17 protein-coding genes are annotated in these 17123 nt (G+C 63.2%); 13 read left to right on the forward strand and 4 right to left on the reverse strand.

Annotated features, from left to right (window positions below; translation table 11 throughout):
• Positions 1–183 precede the first annotated feature (183 nt).
• The 5 genes from BLP76_RS07385 to BLP76_RS07405 all read left to right on the forward strand — a co-directional run bounded on the left by BLP76_RS07385 (position 184) and on the right by BLP76_RS07405 (position 5173).
• Positions 184–1941, forward strand: a complete 1758-nt coding sequence (locus BLP76_RS07385) for an acetolactate synthase 3 large subunit (protein ID WP_092811098.1) — start codon at positions 184–186, stop codon at positions 1939–1941.
• Positions 1942–2118: 177 nt separating this feature from the next.
• A complete protein-coding gene (gene ilvN, locus BLP76_RS07390) occupies positions 2119–2679 on the forward strand; it encodes an acetolactate synthase small subunit (RefSeq protein WP_092811391.1) in 561 nt (186 codons plus the stop codon).
• Between the two features lie 59 nt (positions 2680–2738).
• Complete coding sequence (locus BLP76_RS07395) at positions 2739–3332, forward strand: LysE family translocator (protein WP_092811101.1); 594 nt, start codon at positions 2739–2741, stop codon at positions 3330–3332.
• Positions 3333–3443: 111 nt separating this feature from the next.
• Positions 3444–3893, forward strand: coding sequence for a hypothetical protein (locus BLP76_RS07400; RefSeq protein ID WP_092811103.1), 450 nt, complete (start codon positions 3444–3446; stop codon positions 3891–3893).
• Between the two features lie 143 nt (positions 3894–4036).
• Entirely contained in the window at positions 4037–5173 is a 1137-nt protein-coding gene (locus BLP76_RS07405) for an ATP-dependent DNA helicase (protein ID WP_092811105.1), read from the forward strand.
• 64 nt (positions 5174–5237) lie between these two features.
• Here BLP76_RS07405 and BLP76_RS07410 read toward each other — a convergent pair whose 3' ends face one another.
• Positions 5238–5480: a hypothetical protein gene (locus BLP76_RS07410; RefSeq protein WP_092811107.1), complete on the reverse strand. Its 243-nt coding sequence runs from the start codon at positions 5478–5480 to the stop codon at positions 5238–5240.
• A gap of 70 nt (positions 5481–5550) precedes the next feature.
• Positions 5551–6792 (reverse strand): S8 family serine peptidase, encoded by a 1242-nt coding sequence (locus BLP76_RS07415; RefSeq protein ID WP_092811109.1) that lies wholly within the window; start codon positions 6790–6792, stop codon positions 5551–5553.
• Positions 6793–7308: 516 nt separating this feature from the next.
• On the opposite strand from BLP76_RS07415, the gene crcB reads away from it, so the two are divergent.
• The 4 genes from crcB (at position 7309) to ilvC (ending at position 9713) form a co-directional block, all read left to right on the forward strand.
• Positions 7309–7713 carry a fluoride efflux transporter CrcB gene (gene crcB / locus BLP76_RS19060; RefSeq protein WP_244514490.1) on the forward strand — a complete coding sequence of 135 codons (405 nt, stop codon included), beginning with the start codon at positions 7309–7311 and terminating at the stop codon, positions 7711–7713.
• A gap of 4 nt (positions 7714–7717) precedes the next feature.
• Positions 7718–8128: a fluoride efflux transporter FluC gene (locus BLP76_RS07425; protein WP_092811113.1), complete on the forward strand. Its 411-nt coding sequence runs from the start codon at positions 7718–7720 to the stop codon at positions 8126–8128.
• 3 nt (positions 8129–8131) lie between these two features.
• Entirely contained in the window at positions 8132–8476 is a 345-nt protein-coding gene (locus BLP76_RS07430; RefSeq protein ID WP_092811115.1) for a DUF190 domain-containing protein, read from the forward strand.
• A gap of 217 nt (positions 8477–8693) precedes the next feature.
• Positions 8694–9713 (forward strand): ketol-acid reductoisomerase, encoded by a 1020-nt coding sequence (ilvC, locus tag BLP76_RS07435; RefSeq protein ID WP_092811117.1) that lies wholly within the window; start codon positions 8694–8696, stop codon positions 9711–9713.
• A gap of 89 nt (positions 9714–9802) precedes the next feature.
• On the opposite strand, the gene BLP76_RS07440 is transcribed toward ilvC, so the two are convergent.
• A complete protein-coding gene (locus BLP76_RS07440; protein ID WP_092811119.1) occupies positions 9803–10069 on the reverse strand; it encodes a PilZ domain-containing protein in 267 nt (88 codons plus the stop codon).
• A gap of 133 nt (positions 10070–10202) precedes the next feature.
• On the opposite strand from BLP76_RS07440, the gene BLP76_RS07445 reads away from it, so the two are divergent.
• From BLP76_RS07445 to BLP76_RS07465, 4 genes are all read left to right on the forward strand, one after another.
• Complete coding sequence (locus BLP76_RS07445) at positions 10203–11447, forward strand: cation:proton antiporter (protein ID WP_092811121.1); 1245 nt, start codon at positions 10203–10205, stop codon at positions 11445–11447.
• Between the two features lie 8 nt (positions 11448–11455).
• On the forward strand, positions 11456–12355 hold the full coding sequence (locus tag BLP76_RS07450) for a PhzF family phenazine biosynthesis protein (protein WP_092811123.1): 900 nt from the start codon (positions 11456–11458) through the stop codon (positions 12353–12355).
• 376 nt (positions 12356–12731) lie between these two features.
• A complete protein-coding gene (locus BLP76_RS07460) occupies positions 12732–14294 on the forward strand; it encodes a 2-isopropylmalate synthase (protein ID WP_092811127.1) in 1563 nt (520 codons plus the stop codon).
• An 11-nt stretch (positions 14295–14305) separates the two neighbouring features.
• A complete protein-coding gene (locus BLP76_RS07465) occupies positions 14306–15160 on the forward strand; it encodes an acetyltransferase domain-containing protein (RefSeq protein WP_092811129.1) in 855 nt (284 codons plus the stop codon).
• A 122-nt stretch (positions 15161–15282) separates the two neighbouring features.
• Here BLP76_RS07465 and recQ read toward each other — a convergent pair whose 3' ends face one another.
• A complete protein-coding gene (gene recQ / locus BLP76_RS07470) occupies positions 15283–17091 on the reverse strand; it encodes a DNA helicase RecQ (protein ID WP_092811131.1) in 1809 nt (602 codons plus the stop codon).
• Between the last annotated feature and the right edge of the window lie 32 nt (positions 17092–17123).

Raw genomic sequence — 17123 nt, forward strand, 5'->3', positions numbered from 1 at the left:
CGCATCGCCCTAGAAGCCGCCTCATGTATATCTCGTCGCTTATCGTAACGTTGCGCGCCACCGGGGCGACCTCCTAGGTCGCCGCGTTTACGGTGGTGCGTGCCAAGGCTCCTTCGGGGGCCTTTTTTATTGCCTCAAGAAACGAGATAAATGTGAGCCCGAGCGGCCAGGCGGAGAGGATTGATGGGCAAGGAAATGACCGGCGCGGAGATGGTCCTGCAGGCGATGAAGGACCACGGGGTCAAGCATATCTTCGGCTACCCCGGCGGTGCTGCGCTACCGATCTACGACGAGATCTTCCAGCAGGACGACATCCAGCACATCCTCGTTCGCCATGAGCAGGGCGCGGGCCATGCGGCGGAAGGCTATGCGCGTTCATCGGGCAAGCCCGGCGTCGTTCTCGTGACCTCTGGGCCGGGGGCGACCAATATGGTGACGGCGCTCACCGATGCGATGATGGATTCCATCCCGCTCGTCTGCATCACGGCGCAGGTTCCGACCCATCTCATCGGCTCCGACGGCTTCCAGGAATGCGACACCGTCGGCATCACCCGGCCTTGCACCAAGTACAATTGGCTGGTGCGCGATGTGAACGATCTCTCGCGCGTCCTGCATGATGCCTTTCATGTCGCGACGACGGGCCGTCCGGGCCCGGTGGTGGTCGACATCCCGAAGGACGTGCAGTTTGCGACCGGCATCTATCACACGCCGGATCCCGAGGGACGGTCGAGCTATCAGGGCTACGAGCCGCGCATGAAGGGCGACGAGAATGCGATTGCGCATGCCGTCGAGCTGATGGCCCATGCCAAGCGCCCGATCCTCTATACGGGGGGCGGCGTCATTAATTCCGGTCCCGAGGCGAGCCAGCTCTTGCGCGAGCTGGTGGCGGCGACGGGCTTTCCGATCACTTCGACCCTGATGGGGCTCGGCGCCTATCCGGCATCGGGGCGGAACTGGCTCGGCATGCTCGGCATGCACGGCACCTACGAAGCCAATATGGCGATGCACGATTGCGACGTGATGGTGTGCATCGGCGCCCGTTTCGACGACCGGATCACCGGGCGTACGGATGCCTTCTCGCCCGGCTCGAAGAAGATCCATGTCGATATCGATCCGTCCTCGGTCAACAAGAACATCCGTGTCGACGTGCCGATCATCGGCGATGTCACCCATGTTCTCAAAGACATGCTCGCCATGTGGAAGGCGCGTGCGCCTGAGCCGGATCTCAAGTCCTGGTGGACGCAGATCGAAACCTGGAAGGGGCGGCGTTCGCTGGCCTACCGGACGAACCGTGACGTGATCATGCCGCAATATGCGATCGAGCGGCTGTATCAGGCCACGAAGGGCCGCGACACCTACATCACGACCGAGGTCGGCCAGCACCAGATGTGGGCGGCGCAGTTCTATCACTTCGACGCGCCCAATCGCTGGATGACCTCCGGCGGTCTCGGTACGATGGGCTACGGTCTGCCGGCAGCCCTCGGCGTGCAGGTCGCGCATCCCGACAGTCTCGTCGTCGATATCGCGGGCGATGCGTCCGTGCTGATGACCATGCAGGAGATGTCGACGGCGGTGCAGCACAACCTGCCGATCAAGATCTTCATCTTGAACAATTGCTATATGGGCATGGTGCGGCAGTGGCAGCAGCTTCTGCACGGCAATCGCCTGTCGAACTCCTACAACGAGTCGCTTCCCGATTTCGTGAAGCTCGCCGAGGCCTATGGCTGCGTCGGGCTGCGCGCGGACAAGCCTGACGAGCTCGACGACGCGATCGAAGAGATGATTTCCGTGCGCCGGCCCGTCCTGTTCGACTGTCGCGTGGCCAATCTCGAAAACTGCTTCCCGATGATTCCATCCGGCAAGGCGCACAACGAGATGATCCTGCCGGCTGAATCGGAGGGAGCCGAAGAGGCTTTCGCCGGCGGTAAAGCGCTGGTTTGATGGTGCTGGTTTGAGGGGCCCAGCTTCAAGGGCTCCGGTTTGAGGTGACGGCGGTCCGTCAGCGGACCGCCTGGCGGATGACATTCGGCGGGTGCTTTTGCGAGAAGTGCCTTTGCCGTTCGATGAAGGATACGAAGGACAATGAACGATTCCTCGACCATGACCGGCAAGCCCGCCATGACGCCGCCGGCCTCGACCTATTTCATCGAGGATCGCCAGGATCCGGAGGAGGCGCATACTCTCTCCGTTCTCGTCGACAACGAGCCGGGCGTCCTGGCGCGTGTTATCGGGCTCTTCTCCGGGCGCGGCTACAACATCGAAAGTCTCACTGTTTCAGAGACGGAGCATGAGAAGCATCTGTCGCGCATTACCATCGTGACGCGCGGCAGCGTCACCGTCCTGGAGCAGATCAAGAACCAGCTTGGCCGGCTTGTGCCGGTCCATCGGGTGACTGATCTCACCGACGTGGCGGTGGCGCGCAATCAGGAAAAGCCGCTGGAGCGCGAGCTGGCGCTGGTGAAGGTTGCCGGCCACGGGGAGATGCGGGTGGAGGCTCTGCGGCTCGCCGACGCCTTCAAGGCCGAGGTGATCGATGCGACCCGCGAGCATTTCGTCTTCCAGATGACGGGACGTTCCGCCAAAGTGGAGCAATTCATCTCCATCATGCAGCCGATGGGCCTCATTGAAGTCTGCCGCACGGGACTTGCCGCGCTGTCGCGCGGACCTGAATCCTCCTAAATCCTGTCCGCGGGCGTAAGCCCCCGGGCGCCTTTTGAAATCTGCTCGGGATCTGCGCCATGTCGACGGAAGTCGTCTCCGCCCTCATCGTCTTCGCCGTCGTTGCCTCGGTGACGCCGGGGCCGAACAACCTGATGCTTCTGGCCTCAGGCGTGAATTTCGGCTTCCGCCGGACGCTCCCGCATCTTGTCGGTGTCCTCGTGGGCTTTGCCATTCTTCTGACGGCTGTCGGGCTCGGCGTCGGCGCTGTGGTGGAGCGCTTTCCTGCGCTCCACACCCTGCTCAAAGTCGTGGGCGGTGCCTATCTTCTCTATCTCGCCTGGAAGATCGCAATGTCGCGTGCGCTGCACGAGGAAAGCGCCGGGCAGGGGCCGCTCACCTTTCTGGAAGCAGCGCTCTTCCAATGGGTCAATCCGAAGGCCTGGATGATGGGGCTCGCGGCCATGGCCGCGTACACCGACCCTGACCATTATGCACTGACGCTCGCCATCGTCGTCTCCGTCTTCTGCCTCGTGGGCATTCCTTCGGCGTCGATCTGGGCAGGTTTCGGGTCAGCCCTGAAGGATTGGCTCAACCATCCCGTCCGCATCAAATGGTTCAACATCGCGATGGGGCTCGCGCTCGTCGCCTCGCTCTGGCCGATGCTGAAGTGAGGGCCGCAGTGTCATTTTGAGAGTAAATGTCATCTTGAAAGCGAATTTCTCCGGCATCACGCTTCGAGCGATCGGCGCGCCCGGCATGGGTGGCGGCTGTGGGGGAATGACATGCGCAGTTCTTTCGGCAAGATCTTTTCGCCAATCATAATCAGGGGAGCGGTTGCGGCGGGCAGCATCGTTGCTGCCGCTCCGGCGCTTGCGGGTGATCCCTGCCTCGACATCGCCTTCACCTGCCGCGGGGCGGAGCCTTTTTGGAGCTTCACGACCGGTGTCGATGCCGCGGGGCGCGAAGTGGTGCGGTTCTCCGACCCGGAAAATCCCGGCTATCAGGAGAGCCCGCTCGTGATGGAAGGCTGCGTGGAGCAAGGCGCGCCGAACGATTTCGAGCTGACCACAGACGAACCTCTCGATCTCATCGCCAGCATCGTCGGCCAGAGCTGCACCGAACCGAGCGGCGAGACGACCGACTTTTCCGTGATGGTGTCGTTCAAGCAGGGTGCGCAGACGGCCATGCCGCGAGAGGTAACCGGCAAGGGCTGCTGCGTGCGCGAGAAATAAGAGGCGCGATTTTCACAGCTCGCGTGTTCTTATTGTGTTCTTGTTGATGTCGGGCTAGCCTCTCGCCGTTGGGGTCGTTTTCTGTCCAGCGGCATGCGAGTGTCCGCGGCAGAATCCCCCGAGAGCACGACACCCGAAAGACGATGCAGTTTTCCCCGCAGCAGGAACAGGCGCTGAAGGCCGTTTCGAAATGGCTGAAGAAGCCTGACCAGCAGATTTACCGGCTGTTCGGCTATGCCGGCACCGGCAAGACGACGCTCGCCCAGCATCTCGCCGAAGGCGTCGACGGCGAAGTGCTGTTCGGAGCCTTCACCGGCAAGGCGGCGCAGGTTTTGCGCGCCAAGGGCGCGGAGAACGCCCGCACCATCCATTCGCTCATCTATCGGCCCCGCGGCGAAGAGGCCGTCGAGGACGAGGAGAGTGGAAAAACCAAAGTCTCGCCGACCTTTTCGTTGAACCGCGGCAGTCCGGTGGCGCAGGCGGCCCTCGTCGTCATCGATGAATGTTCCATGGTCGACGAGGCGCTCGGGCGTGATCTTCTTTCTTTCGGCACGCCGATTCTGGTGCTCGGCGATCCGGGTCAGCTGCCGCCGGTCAAGGCGGGCGAGGGGGGAGGTGGCTTCTTCACTGAAGCCGAGCCGGACATGCTCCTCACCGAGGTGCATCGCCAGGCGCGCGACAACCCGATCATCGATCTCGCCATGCGGGTGCGCGAAGGCGAGCGCATCGATTACGGCTCCTATGGCGAAAGCCGCGTCATCTCCAAGAACGATGTCGATCAGGACATCGTCATGTCGGCCGATCAGGTGCTTGTCGGGCGCAATCGCACGCGCCGCCTCTACAATCATCGCCTGCGGACGCTGAAAGGCTTTGACGGCGCGTTGCCGGAGGCGGGGGACCGGCTCGTCTGTCTCAGGAACGATCCGAAGAAGGGCCTGTTGAACGGCTCGCTGTGGGACGTCGCCTCCGTCGGCACGCCGCGCGGTCCCGGTCTGCAATTGATGGTGAAGGCGGTCGATGAAGTGCCGCGCTCGCCGACGGCGAAGATCAAGGTCTTGAAATCGGCTTTCGAAGATCCCGATTCCGATCCCGGCTGGGCTGTGAAGCGGCGTTTCGACGATTTCGATTACGGCTATGTCCTGACCGTGCACAAGGCGCAGGGGTCGCAATGGGACGAGCTCGTGCTCTTCGACGAGAGTTTTGCCTTTCCCGATACGCGCGAGCGCTGGCTTTATACGGCGATCACCCGCGCGGCGGAGAAGATCACCATCGTGAAGTGATGGCGCTGGAACAGGGGCGGTGCCCGCCGGTGTGAGAGCTGTCGGCGGGGCGAGGGGTGGCTGCCTATTGCGGCACCTTCTCCGAGCATGGCGGCAGACAGAAGCTCGTTTCCTTGTCCACCTTCTGCACGCCTTCCACCTTGGCAAGGCTCGCCAGCAGCGTTTCGTCGCCCGAGCCGTAGATGACGCCGATCTCAGGCACGATCGATTCCACGCGCATGCCGGCCTTGACGGCCGATCGGCTCACCATATCGGTCTTGCCGATATGCGCCTCGTCGACAACGACTTTCAAGGCAATGTCCGCCATGGCGACCTCGTATCAGATGGCCGTCTCGCCACCTGTCTTTCGCTACGCACTAACATAGGGCGGCGGCAGCTCAGACGCCAGCTTGGCCCTGCGGCGCTTGAACGAGGCCCGCACCGACGTCGCGCGCCGGAGCGTCGAGCCCGCGGGCTGTCCCCGTTAGCTTGTCCCACAACGCCTGGCCGCGCAGTTCCGGGTCGGTCTCGGCCCAAAGGGCTGCGACGCCCGCAACATGCGGGCACGCCATGCTGGTTCCCTGCATCTTCCTGTAAAGCTCGGGCTGCGGGGTCGCGGAAAGGATGCCGACGCCCGGGCCGGCGATATCGATCTCGCCGCCACCCGGGTTGATGGCGCCGCAGGAAAATTCCGCCACCTCCAACGACTGGTCGACGGCCGCCACGGCCATGATTGAGGGCGCATTCGCAGGCGCGCCGACGGGTGCGATGAAGCCATAGCGGCGGGAGCTTTCGTTGCCCGCCGCGGCGATGAGGAGCGAGCCCTGCTGAAGCGCCAGCCGGCCGATGCGCTCATATTCGGGGGCCGGTTCTTCGCCGGGCTGGACGGGGCGGCCGAGCGACATGGAAACGACGGCGCAGCGCTGCTGAATGGCCCAGATCATGCCTGCGATGATGTCGCGCTCGCGCCCCGAACCGGCATTGTTGAGCACCTTGCCGACATAGAGTTCGGCATTGGAGGCAATGCCATAGCGAAACTGGCTCTGTGCGGCCCGACCACCCGCAGCCGTGCCCGCGCAATGCGTGCCGTGGCCATGGCCGTCCTGCACGCCCTGTCCCGGAACGAAGCTCCGCTGGACGATGTTGCGGCCGGCAAAGTCGGGATGCGTCAGATCAAGGCCGGTGTCGAGAACCGCGAGGCGGATACCTTCGCCTCTCTCTTCGATCCTCTGCGGGCTGTCGAGGGCACCGACCGCACGGACGCCCCAGGTCGCTTCCGCCGTGTCTCCGAAGGTCTCGATCGCGAACATATAAAATTCCGGCCGCACGTTCTGCACGCATTCGGTGTCCATCAGCTTGGCCCGGATCGAGCTCGTCGCCTCCAGCCCGAAGCGTTCGGAGACGAAGGCGACGCCGAGTTCCTCGAACACAAGGGCAGGTTCGCTGTCGAGCGCGTTGATCTCGGCCGCATCCGACAGCCCCACGGAACGCACCCCCGAGCCGATGGCATTCTCCAGGGCCGAAACCTCGTCGCGGCCGGCGCGCTCTGCAAAGGAGACAACAAGGCCGCCGGTCGCCTTGGGTCGCAGAAGATCGAGGACGGAGTTGCCATCCGTCGCTGGTTCGTCCGTAGCTGCCATGTTTCCCCCTCGTGTCATGGCCCGCGCTTGTCGTGCGCATGTTCACGGAGAGGAATCTAGGAGCATCCAGACTTCGATCAAAGTATAAATGAATGGAGTCGGCTATTTGAGGTGTGTTTTCATCTAAAGAGTATTTGATGCAATCGGTTGAGGTACGAGTCCGAATAGAGATTGTATTTTTTGTTTTGTTTTATGCGAGTCTTGACTCGCCTGGGGTGGTCGCCTTTGCGGGGAAGGTCGCCGTCGTGACGTGAGGACGGGCGGCGCATGATCTGTCCTCCACTCACTGTTGCGCAAAATTCCGGGTCGTGCCGATGCCGGGGCGACCCTTCCGGTCTCTCCCGTGCGGTGCAGAGGAGGTCCGCCGCTTTTTTTTCGGGGCGCTTTGTTCTATGCGGGGAGGGGGCGGCCTTTGGGCCGTCGCTGGTTCAAGACCCCATCGCCGGACCCCGTCTTGCCTTCGTTCTTCTCGCCCAACCCCTGGATTTCGTTGCCTGCCCTGAGAGGGCGGTGGGGGTGACGTTCTTTCTCCTGACCTGTGTCCTCGTCTTTCTGGGTGGTGCTATCGGCGGCCTCGGCCGCTTTTATGTGTCGGGTCTCGTGGCGCGACGGTTCGGTGAGACATTTCCGTGGGGTACGCTCACCGTCAATGTGATCGGCTGTGCGGTGATCGGCATCTTTGCCGCCCTGTTTTTCGATCCGGCGAGCGAGGGTCCGTCGGACCTGCCGCTCTGGGCGCTGTTCGTCACGGGCGGCCTCGGGAGTTTCACGACCGTCTCTTCCTTTGCATTGCAGACATTGGCGCTGGCGCGGGCGGGCGAGCCGCTCGATGCCGTCCTCAACATCGCAGTGTCGCTTGCCGCCTGTCTTCTCGCGGCCGCGTCCGGCTTCGGCGGCGCCTATGCGCTGCTGGGGAGCTGAGGTCATGCCGCGCCAGGCGCGCCTCCTCATGGCCGTGGCGCTCGGCGCCGGCAGCGGCTCGCTGTTGCGCTATCTCTCATCCTTGGCCGCGCTTGCGCTTTTCGGCTCGGGTTTTGCGTGGGGGACGCTCTTCGTGAACGTCGTCGGCTCGTTTCTGATCGGGCTTTACTCCACCCTGACGGAGCCTGACGGGCGCATCATGGCGGGGCCGATCCTGCGCCAGGGGGTGCTGACCGGCTTTTGCGGCGGCTTCACAACCTTTTCCGTTTTCAGCCTGGAGACGTTTCTCTTCCTTCAGGCGCATGCTTTCGGATTGGCCGCGCTCAACGTCGCGGCGTCCGTCATTCTCTGGCTCGTCGCCGTTTGGATAGGTTACCGTATCGGCGTGCGCCTCAACCGTCTGAAAGGAAGCTGAGCCATGCCTGATACCAAGGATGCGCGCATCCTGCGCCTTTTCATCGGCGAAAGCGACGAGCATGAAGGCCGCCCACTTTATGAGGCGATCGTTTTGAAGGCGCGCGAGATGGGGCTCGCCGGCGCGACGGTTCTGCGTGGGCCGATGGGGTTCGGCCGGTCGAGCCGGCTGCACACGTCGAAGATCCTGCGTCTTTCCGAGGATCTGCCGCTCATCATCGAAATCGTCGACACGGCTGAGAAGATCGAGAGCTTCGTTCGTGCCGCAGAGCCGATGCTGGGCAGCGGTCTCGTCACGCTGGAGAAGGTCGAGGTCGTGCGCTACGGCCACGACGCAGGGCTCGAGTAAGCCTCTTCTTTCCGCCGTTTTCGGTTTGGCTCGAGCGCCCTTGCGACGTAAGGGAATGCTGGTTCTGCGGGGCTCTTCGCCGGTTTATTCGGCGCAGACCCGGCATCGGGCGCGCGCGTGGTTGCCCGCCGCCCTTCTGCCCGCTAGAACGCCGCGATTATCTTTTTGAGGCTCGCCGCGACGCGAGCCCCTCTCATCTGCAGGAAGGGTGCCGGAAATGCGCGTTTACTACGACCGCGATGCGGACGTGAATCTCATCAAAGACAAGAAGGTCGCCGTCGTCGGTTATGGCAGCCAGGGCCATGCCCATGCGCTCAATCTGCGCGATTCAGGCGTCAAAGACGTGGCGATCGCTCTGCGCGAAGGCTCCTCGTCCGCCAAGAAGGCGGAAGGCGCGGGCCTCAAGGTCATGTCGGTTGCCGATGCCGCCGCCTGGGCCGACCTCATCATGATGTGCACGCCCGATGAGCTGCAGGCCGACATCTACAACGAGCACATCGCCGCCAACATCAAGGACGGTGCTGCGATCGCCTTCGCCCACGGTCTCAACGTGCACTACAATCTGATCGAGCCGAAGGCGAGCCTCGACGTGATCATGATCGCGCCGAAGGGCCCGGGCCACACGGTGCGTTCGGAATATCAGCGCGGCGCTGGCGTTCCCTGCCTGGTCGCCGTCCAGCAGGACGCAACCGGCAATGCGCACGACGTTGCGGTCGCCTATGCGTCGGCCATCGGCGGCGGACGTGCCGGCATCATCGAGACGACCTTCAAGGAAGAGTGCGAGACCGACCTTTTCGGCGAGCAGGCCGTTCTGTGCGGCGGTGTCGTGGAGCTGATGCGTGCCGGTTTCGAGACGCTGGTGGAAGCCGGCTACGCGCCGGAGATGGCGTATTTCGAATGCGTCCACGAGATGAAGCTCATCGTCGACCTCATCTATGAGGGCGGCATCGCCAACATGAACTACTCGATCTCCAACACCGCCGAATACGGCGAGTACATGTCCGGCCCCCGGGTGATCACGGACGAGGCCCGGCAGGCGATGCGCGCGGTCTTGAAAGACATCCAGACCGGCAAGTTCACCTCTGATTGGATGACGGAGTGCCGCGCCGGCCAGCCCCGCTTCAAGGGCACGCGCCGCATGAACGACGCGCATCAGCTCGAGGCGACCGGCGCCAAGCTGCGTGAGATGATGCCCTGGATCAAAGAGAACCAGCTCGTCGACAAGGCGAAGAACTGAGGCTGCGGCGAGGGGGATACTCCTCGCCTTGCGTCACGGTTTCGAGGGGGTCGGCATGCCGGCCCCCTTTTGCTTTGGTCTCTCGTGCCTCAGTCGGCCTGTTCGCGGATGAACTGCACGCCGACCTGGTCGCCCTTGCGCCAGATCACTTCGGCCTTCAGCATCACATTGTCCGATTCCAGGAGAAGCTCGAAGCTCTCCGGGACGGCGACAGGGTTGGTCACTTTGAGTTTTGCCCCGCCCTTCGACAGGTCCCGCACCACACAATCGATCGTCGAGTGGCGGTCGTTCAAGACGATTTTCGCGGATTTGAGGGCCCGTTTGCGGTGCTCGGACCGCTTTTCCTGATCTTCCATCCTTGTCAACCCAGGGTTTCTCCGGCCAAAAATACCTTTCACCCGTTCATCAGGCGTAACGCAAGCCCTCTCGCGCGACGATCTGAAAGGGGTCTGGCTGACCGGATCGGGGTTGCGATTGCCAGGAAAACCGATGCTCAGCCTCTTCGACATTTCTGCCCTTCTGCTCGTGCTTTCGGCCCTCTTCGGATGGGTCAATGTGCGCTTCATCCGCTTGCCGCACACGATCGGAATGCTGCTGATGGCGCTTTTCGCCTCGCTCGCCATCGTGGCCTTCGACGTGGTGATCCCTGGCTCGCATGTGCGCGAAGCCTTTACCCAGACGATCCGGCAGATCGATTTCTTCGATACCTTGATGCACGGCATGCTGGCGTTTTTGCTTTTTGCGGGCGCGCTGCATGTCGATTTCGGGCTTTTGAAGTCGGAACGCTGGGCCGTCGGTCTGATGGCGAGCCTCGGCGTCCTCATCTCGACCGTCATCATCGGCTTCGGCTTCTATTTCGGGGCGAACCTTTTGGGCGTCGACCTCTCGCTTCCCTGGGCATTCGTCTTCGGCGCTTTGATCAGCCCGACCGACCCGGTTGCGGTGCTGTCGTTGTTGAAGTCCGTTCGCGTGCCCGAATCGCTCGAGGTCAAGATCGCCGGCGAGAGCCTCTTCAACGATGGTGTCGGGATCGTCGTGTTTACCGTGCTTCTCGCGATTGCGGCCGGGGGAGGCGAGATCGAGCCGCTCCATATCGGCGAGATCTTCCTGCTGGAGGCGGGTGGGGGCGCGCTCCTCGGCTTCGTCGGCGGGTGGATCGCCGTCCGGCTGATGCAATCGATCGACCATTATCCGGTCGAGATCCTCTTAAGCCTCGCGCTGGTGACCGGGCTTTATGCCGTAGCGCTCGCGCTTCACATGTCGGGACCGATCGCCGTCGTCGTGGCAGGCCTCCTCGTCGGCAATCGGGGCCAGCGCACGGCCATGAGCGAGGAGACGAAGACCTATCTGTTTCATTTCTGGGAGGTGATCGACGAGCTTTTGAACTCGGTCCTGTTCCTCCTCATCGGGCTTGAGGTTCTGATCGTTGCGATGGATCCGGAGCTTGCGCTTTTCGCCGTGGCCACGATCCCGCTCGTGCTTGTGGCACGTCTCATCTCGGTCTTCCTCCCGATCACGCTCCTGTCCTTGAAACGCACCTTCACGTCCGGGTCGATCGCCGTGCTCACCTGGGGCGGTGTGCGCGGTGGTATCTCAGTTGCGCTTGCGCTGTCGTTGCCGGACGTGCCCGCGAAGCAGCCGATTCTCCTGACCACTTATGCGGTGGTGATTTTCTCCATCGTGGTGCAGGGTCTGACGATCAGAAGCCTCATACGCCGTGTCGTGTTCACTTAGGAGGGGATGTGGAACGCCGTTACAAGATCTACGACGTCTTTACCGACAAGGCCTTGGCCGGAAATCCGCTGGCGATCGTCCTCGATGGGGACGGGCTGGAGACCGACCAGATGCAGGCGATCGCGCGCGAATTCAATTTGTCGGAGACGGTCTTCATTCTCTCTGCGGACAATCCGGCGCATTCGGCCCGGGCTCGCATTTTTACGCCTTTCAGCGAATTGCCCTTCGCCGGACATCCGACCGTCGGTGCGGCCGTCTGCCTCGCCTCGGCGCGTTTCGGCGAACAGCCTGCGGGCCAGGACGCCGTCGTCGTTCTGGAAGAGGGCATTGGGCCGGTGCGTTGCGGCGTCAAGCTTTCCGAACAGGCAGGCTTCGCCGAGTTCGACTGTCCGAAGCTTCCCGTGGAAATGGGGCCTGCCCGTGAGATCGACGAAATCGCCGCGGCCTGCGGGCTGACGACGGGCGAATTGCTGTTTGAAAATCACAAGCCGATGGTGTGGTCGGCGGGATTGCCGTTTCATTTCGTGCCGGTGCAGGACCGCGCCGCACTCGCTGCCATCGATCCGGCGCATCCTGCCTGGGCCGAAACCTTCAGCCAGGACGGCGTCTATCTCTATTGCCGGGATCCGGAGGGGCGGGACAACCAATTTCGGGCGCGCATGCTCGCCCCCTCGCTCGGGATTGCGGAAGATCCGGCGACCGGTTCGGCCGCGGCGGCCTTCGCCGGCCAGCTCCTCAAGTTCGACCAATTGCCGGACGGCGATCATGCCGTGCGCATCGAACAGGGTTTCGAGATGAGCCGGCCTTCCATCATCCGCCTCGAGGTCAGCGTCACGCGTTCCACCATCACGGCGGTGCGAATCGGCGGGTCGGCCGTGCAGGTGATGGAAGGTATGCTTCAGGTTTGATGAGGCCCCGCGTGCGTACCAAATTCGCGGCACCAATGCGCGGTTTCGATGTGGGTGGGGCCCGGCGGCCTCACTGGTATTTGCTTTTGCTCGACGCTGCGGTTAAAAAGCCAGCTGTGTTGACGTTGTGGAACGCCATTCGAATGCGCTCGCCGACGAAGCATTGCGACATTTCCTTCTCCCGTGCCCCTTCGGGCGCGGCGCTGTCGCTTACCCTCCTTTCCCTCGACCTTCTCCTTAGGCGCCCCTGAGCGTCGACAGCCCGGGCCGGTTTCGACCGAGCCGCACAGGGCGGGCACTCAGGGGAGACGCGAACAAGCCGAAACGTTCAGCGCCTCGATGAGGCCAGCCGGGAGACCGGCAAGGAGAATTTCAGATGACCATTACCGACGAAGTCCGATCCGAAGGCGACCGCGTCGTCATTTTCGACACCACTTTGCGCGACGGCGAGCAATGCCCCGGCGCGACGATGACGTTCGAGGAAAAGCTCGATGTCGCCGCCTTTCTCGACCAGATGGGCGTCGACATCATCGAAGCGGGTTTTCCGATCGCCTCGCCGGGTGATTTCGAGGCGGTCTCGGAGATCGCCCGCCGCTCGAAGAATTCCGTCATTGCAGGTCTCGCGAGAGCCAATCCGGGCGACATCGACCGGGCGGGAGAGGCTGTGCGGCATGCAAAGCGCGGGCGGATCCACACCTTCATCTCCACCTCGCCGGTGCATATGAAGTTCAAGCTGCAGAAGGAGCCGGAACAGGTTCTGCAGCTCGTCACCGATTCCGTCGCTCGTGCGCGCAATCTGGTCGACGACGTGGAATGGTCGGCCGAGGACGGCACGCGCACGGAGTTCGATTTCCTGTGCCGCTGCGTCGAGGCGGCGATCCGCTCTGGCGCCGGGACGATCAACATCCCCGATACCGTCGGCTACACCACGCCGGACGAATACCGTGATCTCTTCATTCGCCTGCGTGAGGCGGTACCCAATTCCGATCAGGCGGTCTTCTCCGTTCATTGCCACAACGATCTCGGCATGGCGGTGGCGAATTCGCTCGCCGGCGTCACCGGCGGCTGCCGCCAGATCGAATGCACCGTCAACGGCATCGGCGAACGGGCCGGCAATGCGGCGCTGGAAGAGATCGTCATGGCGATCGAAACGCGCCGGGACGTGCTGCCCTATCACACGGGCATCGATACGAAGATGCTGACGCGCGCCTCCAAGATGGTGTCGTCGGCCACCTCGTTCCCCGTGCAGTTCAACAAGGCGATCGTCGGGCGCAACGCTTTTGCGCATGAGAGCGGCATCCACCAGGACGGCATGCTGAAGCATACCCAGACCTACGAGATCATGACGCCGGAATCGGTCGGTGTGCAGAAGACCTCGCTGGTCATGGGCAAGCATTCCGGCCGCAATGCCTTCCGCTCCAAGCTGAAGGAGCTCGGCTACGACCTGGGCGACAATGCCTTTGAGGATGCCTTCAACCGCTTCAAGGCGCTGGCCGATCGCAAGAAGCATGTGTTCGATGAGGACATCGAGGCGTTGGTCGACGAGAAGCTGGCGAATGCGGCCGACCGTATTCGGCTGGAAGCATTGACGATCATCGCCGGCACGATGGGCCCGCAGGCTGCGACCTTGACGGTCAGCCAGGATGGGCAACATCGCACCTTCCAGGCGACGGGCAATGGCCCGGTCGATGCAACCTTCAATGCGATCAAATCGCTCGTCCCGCATGAGGCGAGCCTGGCGCTCTATCAGGTGCATGCGGTGACCGGCGGCACGGACGCGCAGGCGGAGGTTTCTGTGCGTGTTGAAGATCGTGAGGGCCGGGCGGTGACCGGCCGCGCCTCCGATCCCGACACGCTCGTGGCCTCGGCAAAAGCCTATCTCGCCGCGGTCAACAAGCTGATCGCGCGCGGCGAACGTCTGCACGCGCAGGCCGGCTGACGCGGCTGCCCTTGGCACACGAACACACGCACGAAAGCATCACCGGTCCGGCAGAAACGCCGGACCGGATTGTTTTGGACGAAAAGGGCGCCTCGATCGGCGAAAAGGCCGGGCGTATCGATCCGGCGGCTGCCGGCGCGCGGCTGCCTCGGCTTGTCTGGATTGACGTTTTTCGAGGCATCGCTCTCGTGGCGATGGCCGTCTACCATTGCTCCTGGGATCTTGCCTTCTTCGGGTTTTCCGATGCGGGCGTGGCAAGTGCGCCGGGCTGGATCCTGTTCGCACGCATGATCGCCGGATCGTTTCTCTTCCTCGTCGGCGTGAGCCTCGCGCTCGCCCATCATTCAGGGCTTCGCTTTCGGCCTTTCCTCAAGCGTCTTGCGATGGTCGCGGGCGGCGCCGTGGCGATCACCGTCGTCACCTATCTGGTCTTTCCCGAGGCCTATATCTTCTTCGGCATTCTGCACGAGATCGCGCTCGCAAGCGTGCTCGGCCTTCTCTTCCTGCGGGCGCCGTTATGGCTCGTCGTGGCCGTGGCGGCCTTCTTCCTGTTCGGGGCCGATGTCCTTGCGGGACCGGCTTTCAACGGTCGCTATCTGCAGTTTCTCGGGCTGATGACCTATCGCCCGTTCACCAACGATTACGTGCCGCTCTTTCCGTGGTTCGGCGTCGTCCTGTCGGGTCTGGTCGGTGGGCGCCTGCTTTTGAAAAACCAGCAGGTTATAAGGCTTCTGGCAAAGCCCGTGCGGGATCCGATCTCGCAGGCGCTCGCCTTCGGCGGGCGGCATTCGCTCGCCTTCTACCTCATTCATCAGCCGGTGCTGTTCGGCCTCGTCTATGCGGCCGCCTGGGTGATGATGCGCTGAGCCCTCACCCCTGAGACCCGAACCCGAAGCGCAGACAAGGCTCGCTTCGACATTCGTTATCTGGGAGTGAGCATGGCATGCATCGGCCGAAGGGGACTATCCGCGCTCCCGGCGCCTCAGGCTCAAGAACGCCCTGCATAATCGGCGATTACCGCCACGAAGGCGTCGCCGTAGCGATCGAGCTTCGCCTGGCCGACACCGGGAACATGGCCCATCTCGGCGCGCGAGCGGGGGCGGGCTGCCGCGAGCTCGATCAGGGTCTTGTCGTGAAAGATCACATAGGGTGGCACGTTCTGCTGCCGTGCAATCTCGAGCCGCTTTTCTCTGAGCGCCTGAAAGAGAGCGCGATCGGCTTCCGGCACGACGGACTGGGTCGTGCTTTGCCCGCCCTTGCCGCGCCGGCTTCGGCGAGGCGGCGGCACGCGCAGCTTGAGGGTCGGCTTGTCGCGCAGGAAGTCCCGACCCTGGGATGAGATCGACAGGCCCCCATGGCCGGCAAGGTCGACGTCGACGAGACGCAGCGCGATCAGCTGGCGCAGGATCGCACGCCACAGGCGGCTGTCGTGCTCTTTGCCGATGCCGAAGGTGGAGATGCGGTCATGGCCGAACTGGGTGATGCGCTCACTTTCCACGCCCAGAAGAACATCGACGATGTAGGCCTGCCCGAAGCGCTCGCCGGTGCGGTAGATGCAGGAGAGCGCCTTTTGAGCCGCGATCGTCCCGTCGAAGAGCTGTGGCGGCTCGGCGCAGGTGTCGCAATTGCCGCAAGGTTCGCAATGATCGCCGAAATAGGAGAGGAGCACCTGGCGGCGGCAACCGGCCGTCTCGGCCAGACCCAGGAGCGCATCGAGCTTCTGCCGTTCCGTGCGCTTGCGCTCGTCCGGCGCATCCGATTCCTCGATGAAGCGATTGCGCAGCGCGACGTCTTCAGGGCCGTAGAGCATCAGCGTCTCGGACGGCAGGCCGTCCCGCCCGGCGCGGCCGGTTTCCTGGTAGTAGGCCTCCAGGCTGCCCGGCAGGTCGATATGGGCGACGAAGCGCACATCCGGTTTGTCGATGCCCATCCCGAAAGCGATGGTGGCGACCATGACCACCGCTTCGCCATGCTGAAAGCGCTGCTGGTTGGCCTCTCGCTCGGCCTTGTCCATGCCGGCGTGATAGGCGAGGGCGTCGTAACCCTCGCCGCGCAGCCAGGCGGCCGTTTCCTCGCACTTGCGCTTGGAGAGGCAGTAGACGATGCCGCTCTCGCCTTGATGGCGTTTGAGAAAATCCTTCAGCTGGGCGCGGGGATTGTCCTTTTCGGCGATGGCGTAGCGGATGTTGGGGCGGTCGAAGCCCGCGATGAAGGCGTCGGCTTCGGCGATCTGGAGATGCGACAGGATCTCCGCGCGCGTCGGCGCATCCGCCGTTGCCGTCAGGGCCATACGCGGCGTCTGCGGGAACTGGCGCACGAGCACATCGAGCTGACGGTAGGAGGGGCGGAAATCGTGGCCCCATTGCGACAGGCAGTGGGCCTCGTCGATGGCGATCAGCGACAATCTTGTCCGGCCGAGCCGCTCCAGAACCCCGCCGCGCAGGAGCGTTTCGGGCGCGACATAGAGAAGGTCGAGCGCGCCGGCTTCAATATCGCTCCACAAGGCGCGCCGCTCTTCCGGCGGAAGATCGGAGTTGAGCGCGGCGGCTTTCACCCCCGCCTGGCGCAAGGCCGCGACCTGATCGGCCATCAGGGCCAGAAGCGGGGAGACGATCAGCCCCATGCCGGGGCGGGCGATCGCCGGGATCTGGTAGCAGAGCGATTTTCCGCCGCCGGTCGGCATCAGCACGAAGGCGTTATGCCCGGCGATCACATGCTCGATGATGCGCGCCTGCGGGCCACGAAACGCATCATAGCCATAGACGGCCTTGAGGATTTCGACGGCGTTCGTGGGCATTTGAGGTTCGTATGAAGAATCGCGGGAGCGCT

Source organism: Afifella marina DSM 2698, from assembly GCF_900102695.1.
GTDB lineage: Bacteria > Pseudomonadota > Alphaproteobacteria > Rhizobiales > Afifellaceae > Afifella > Afifella marina.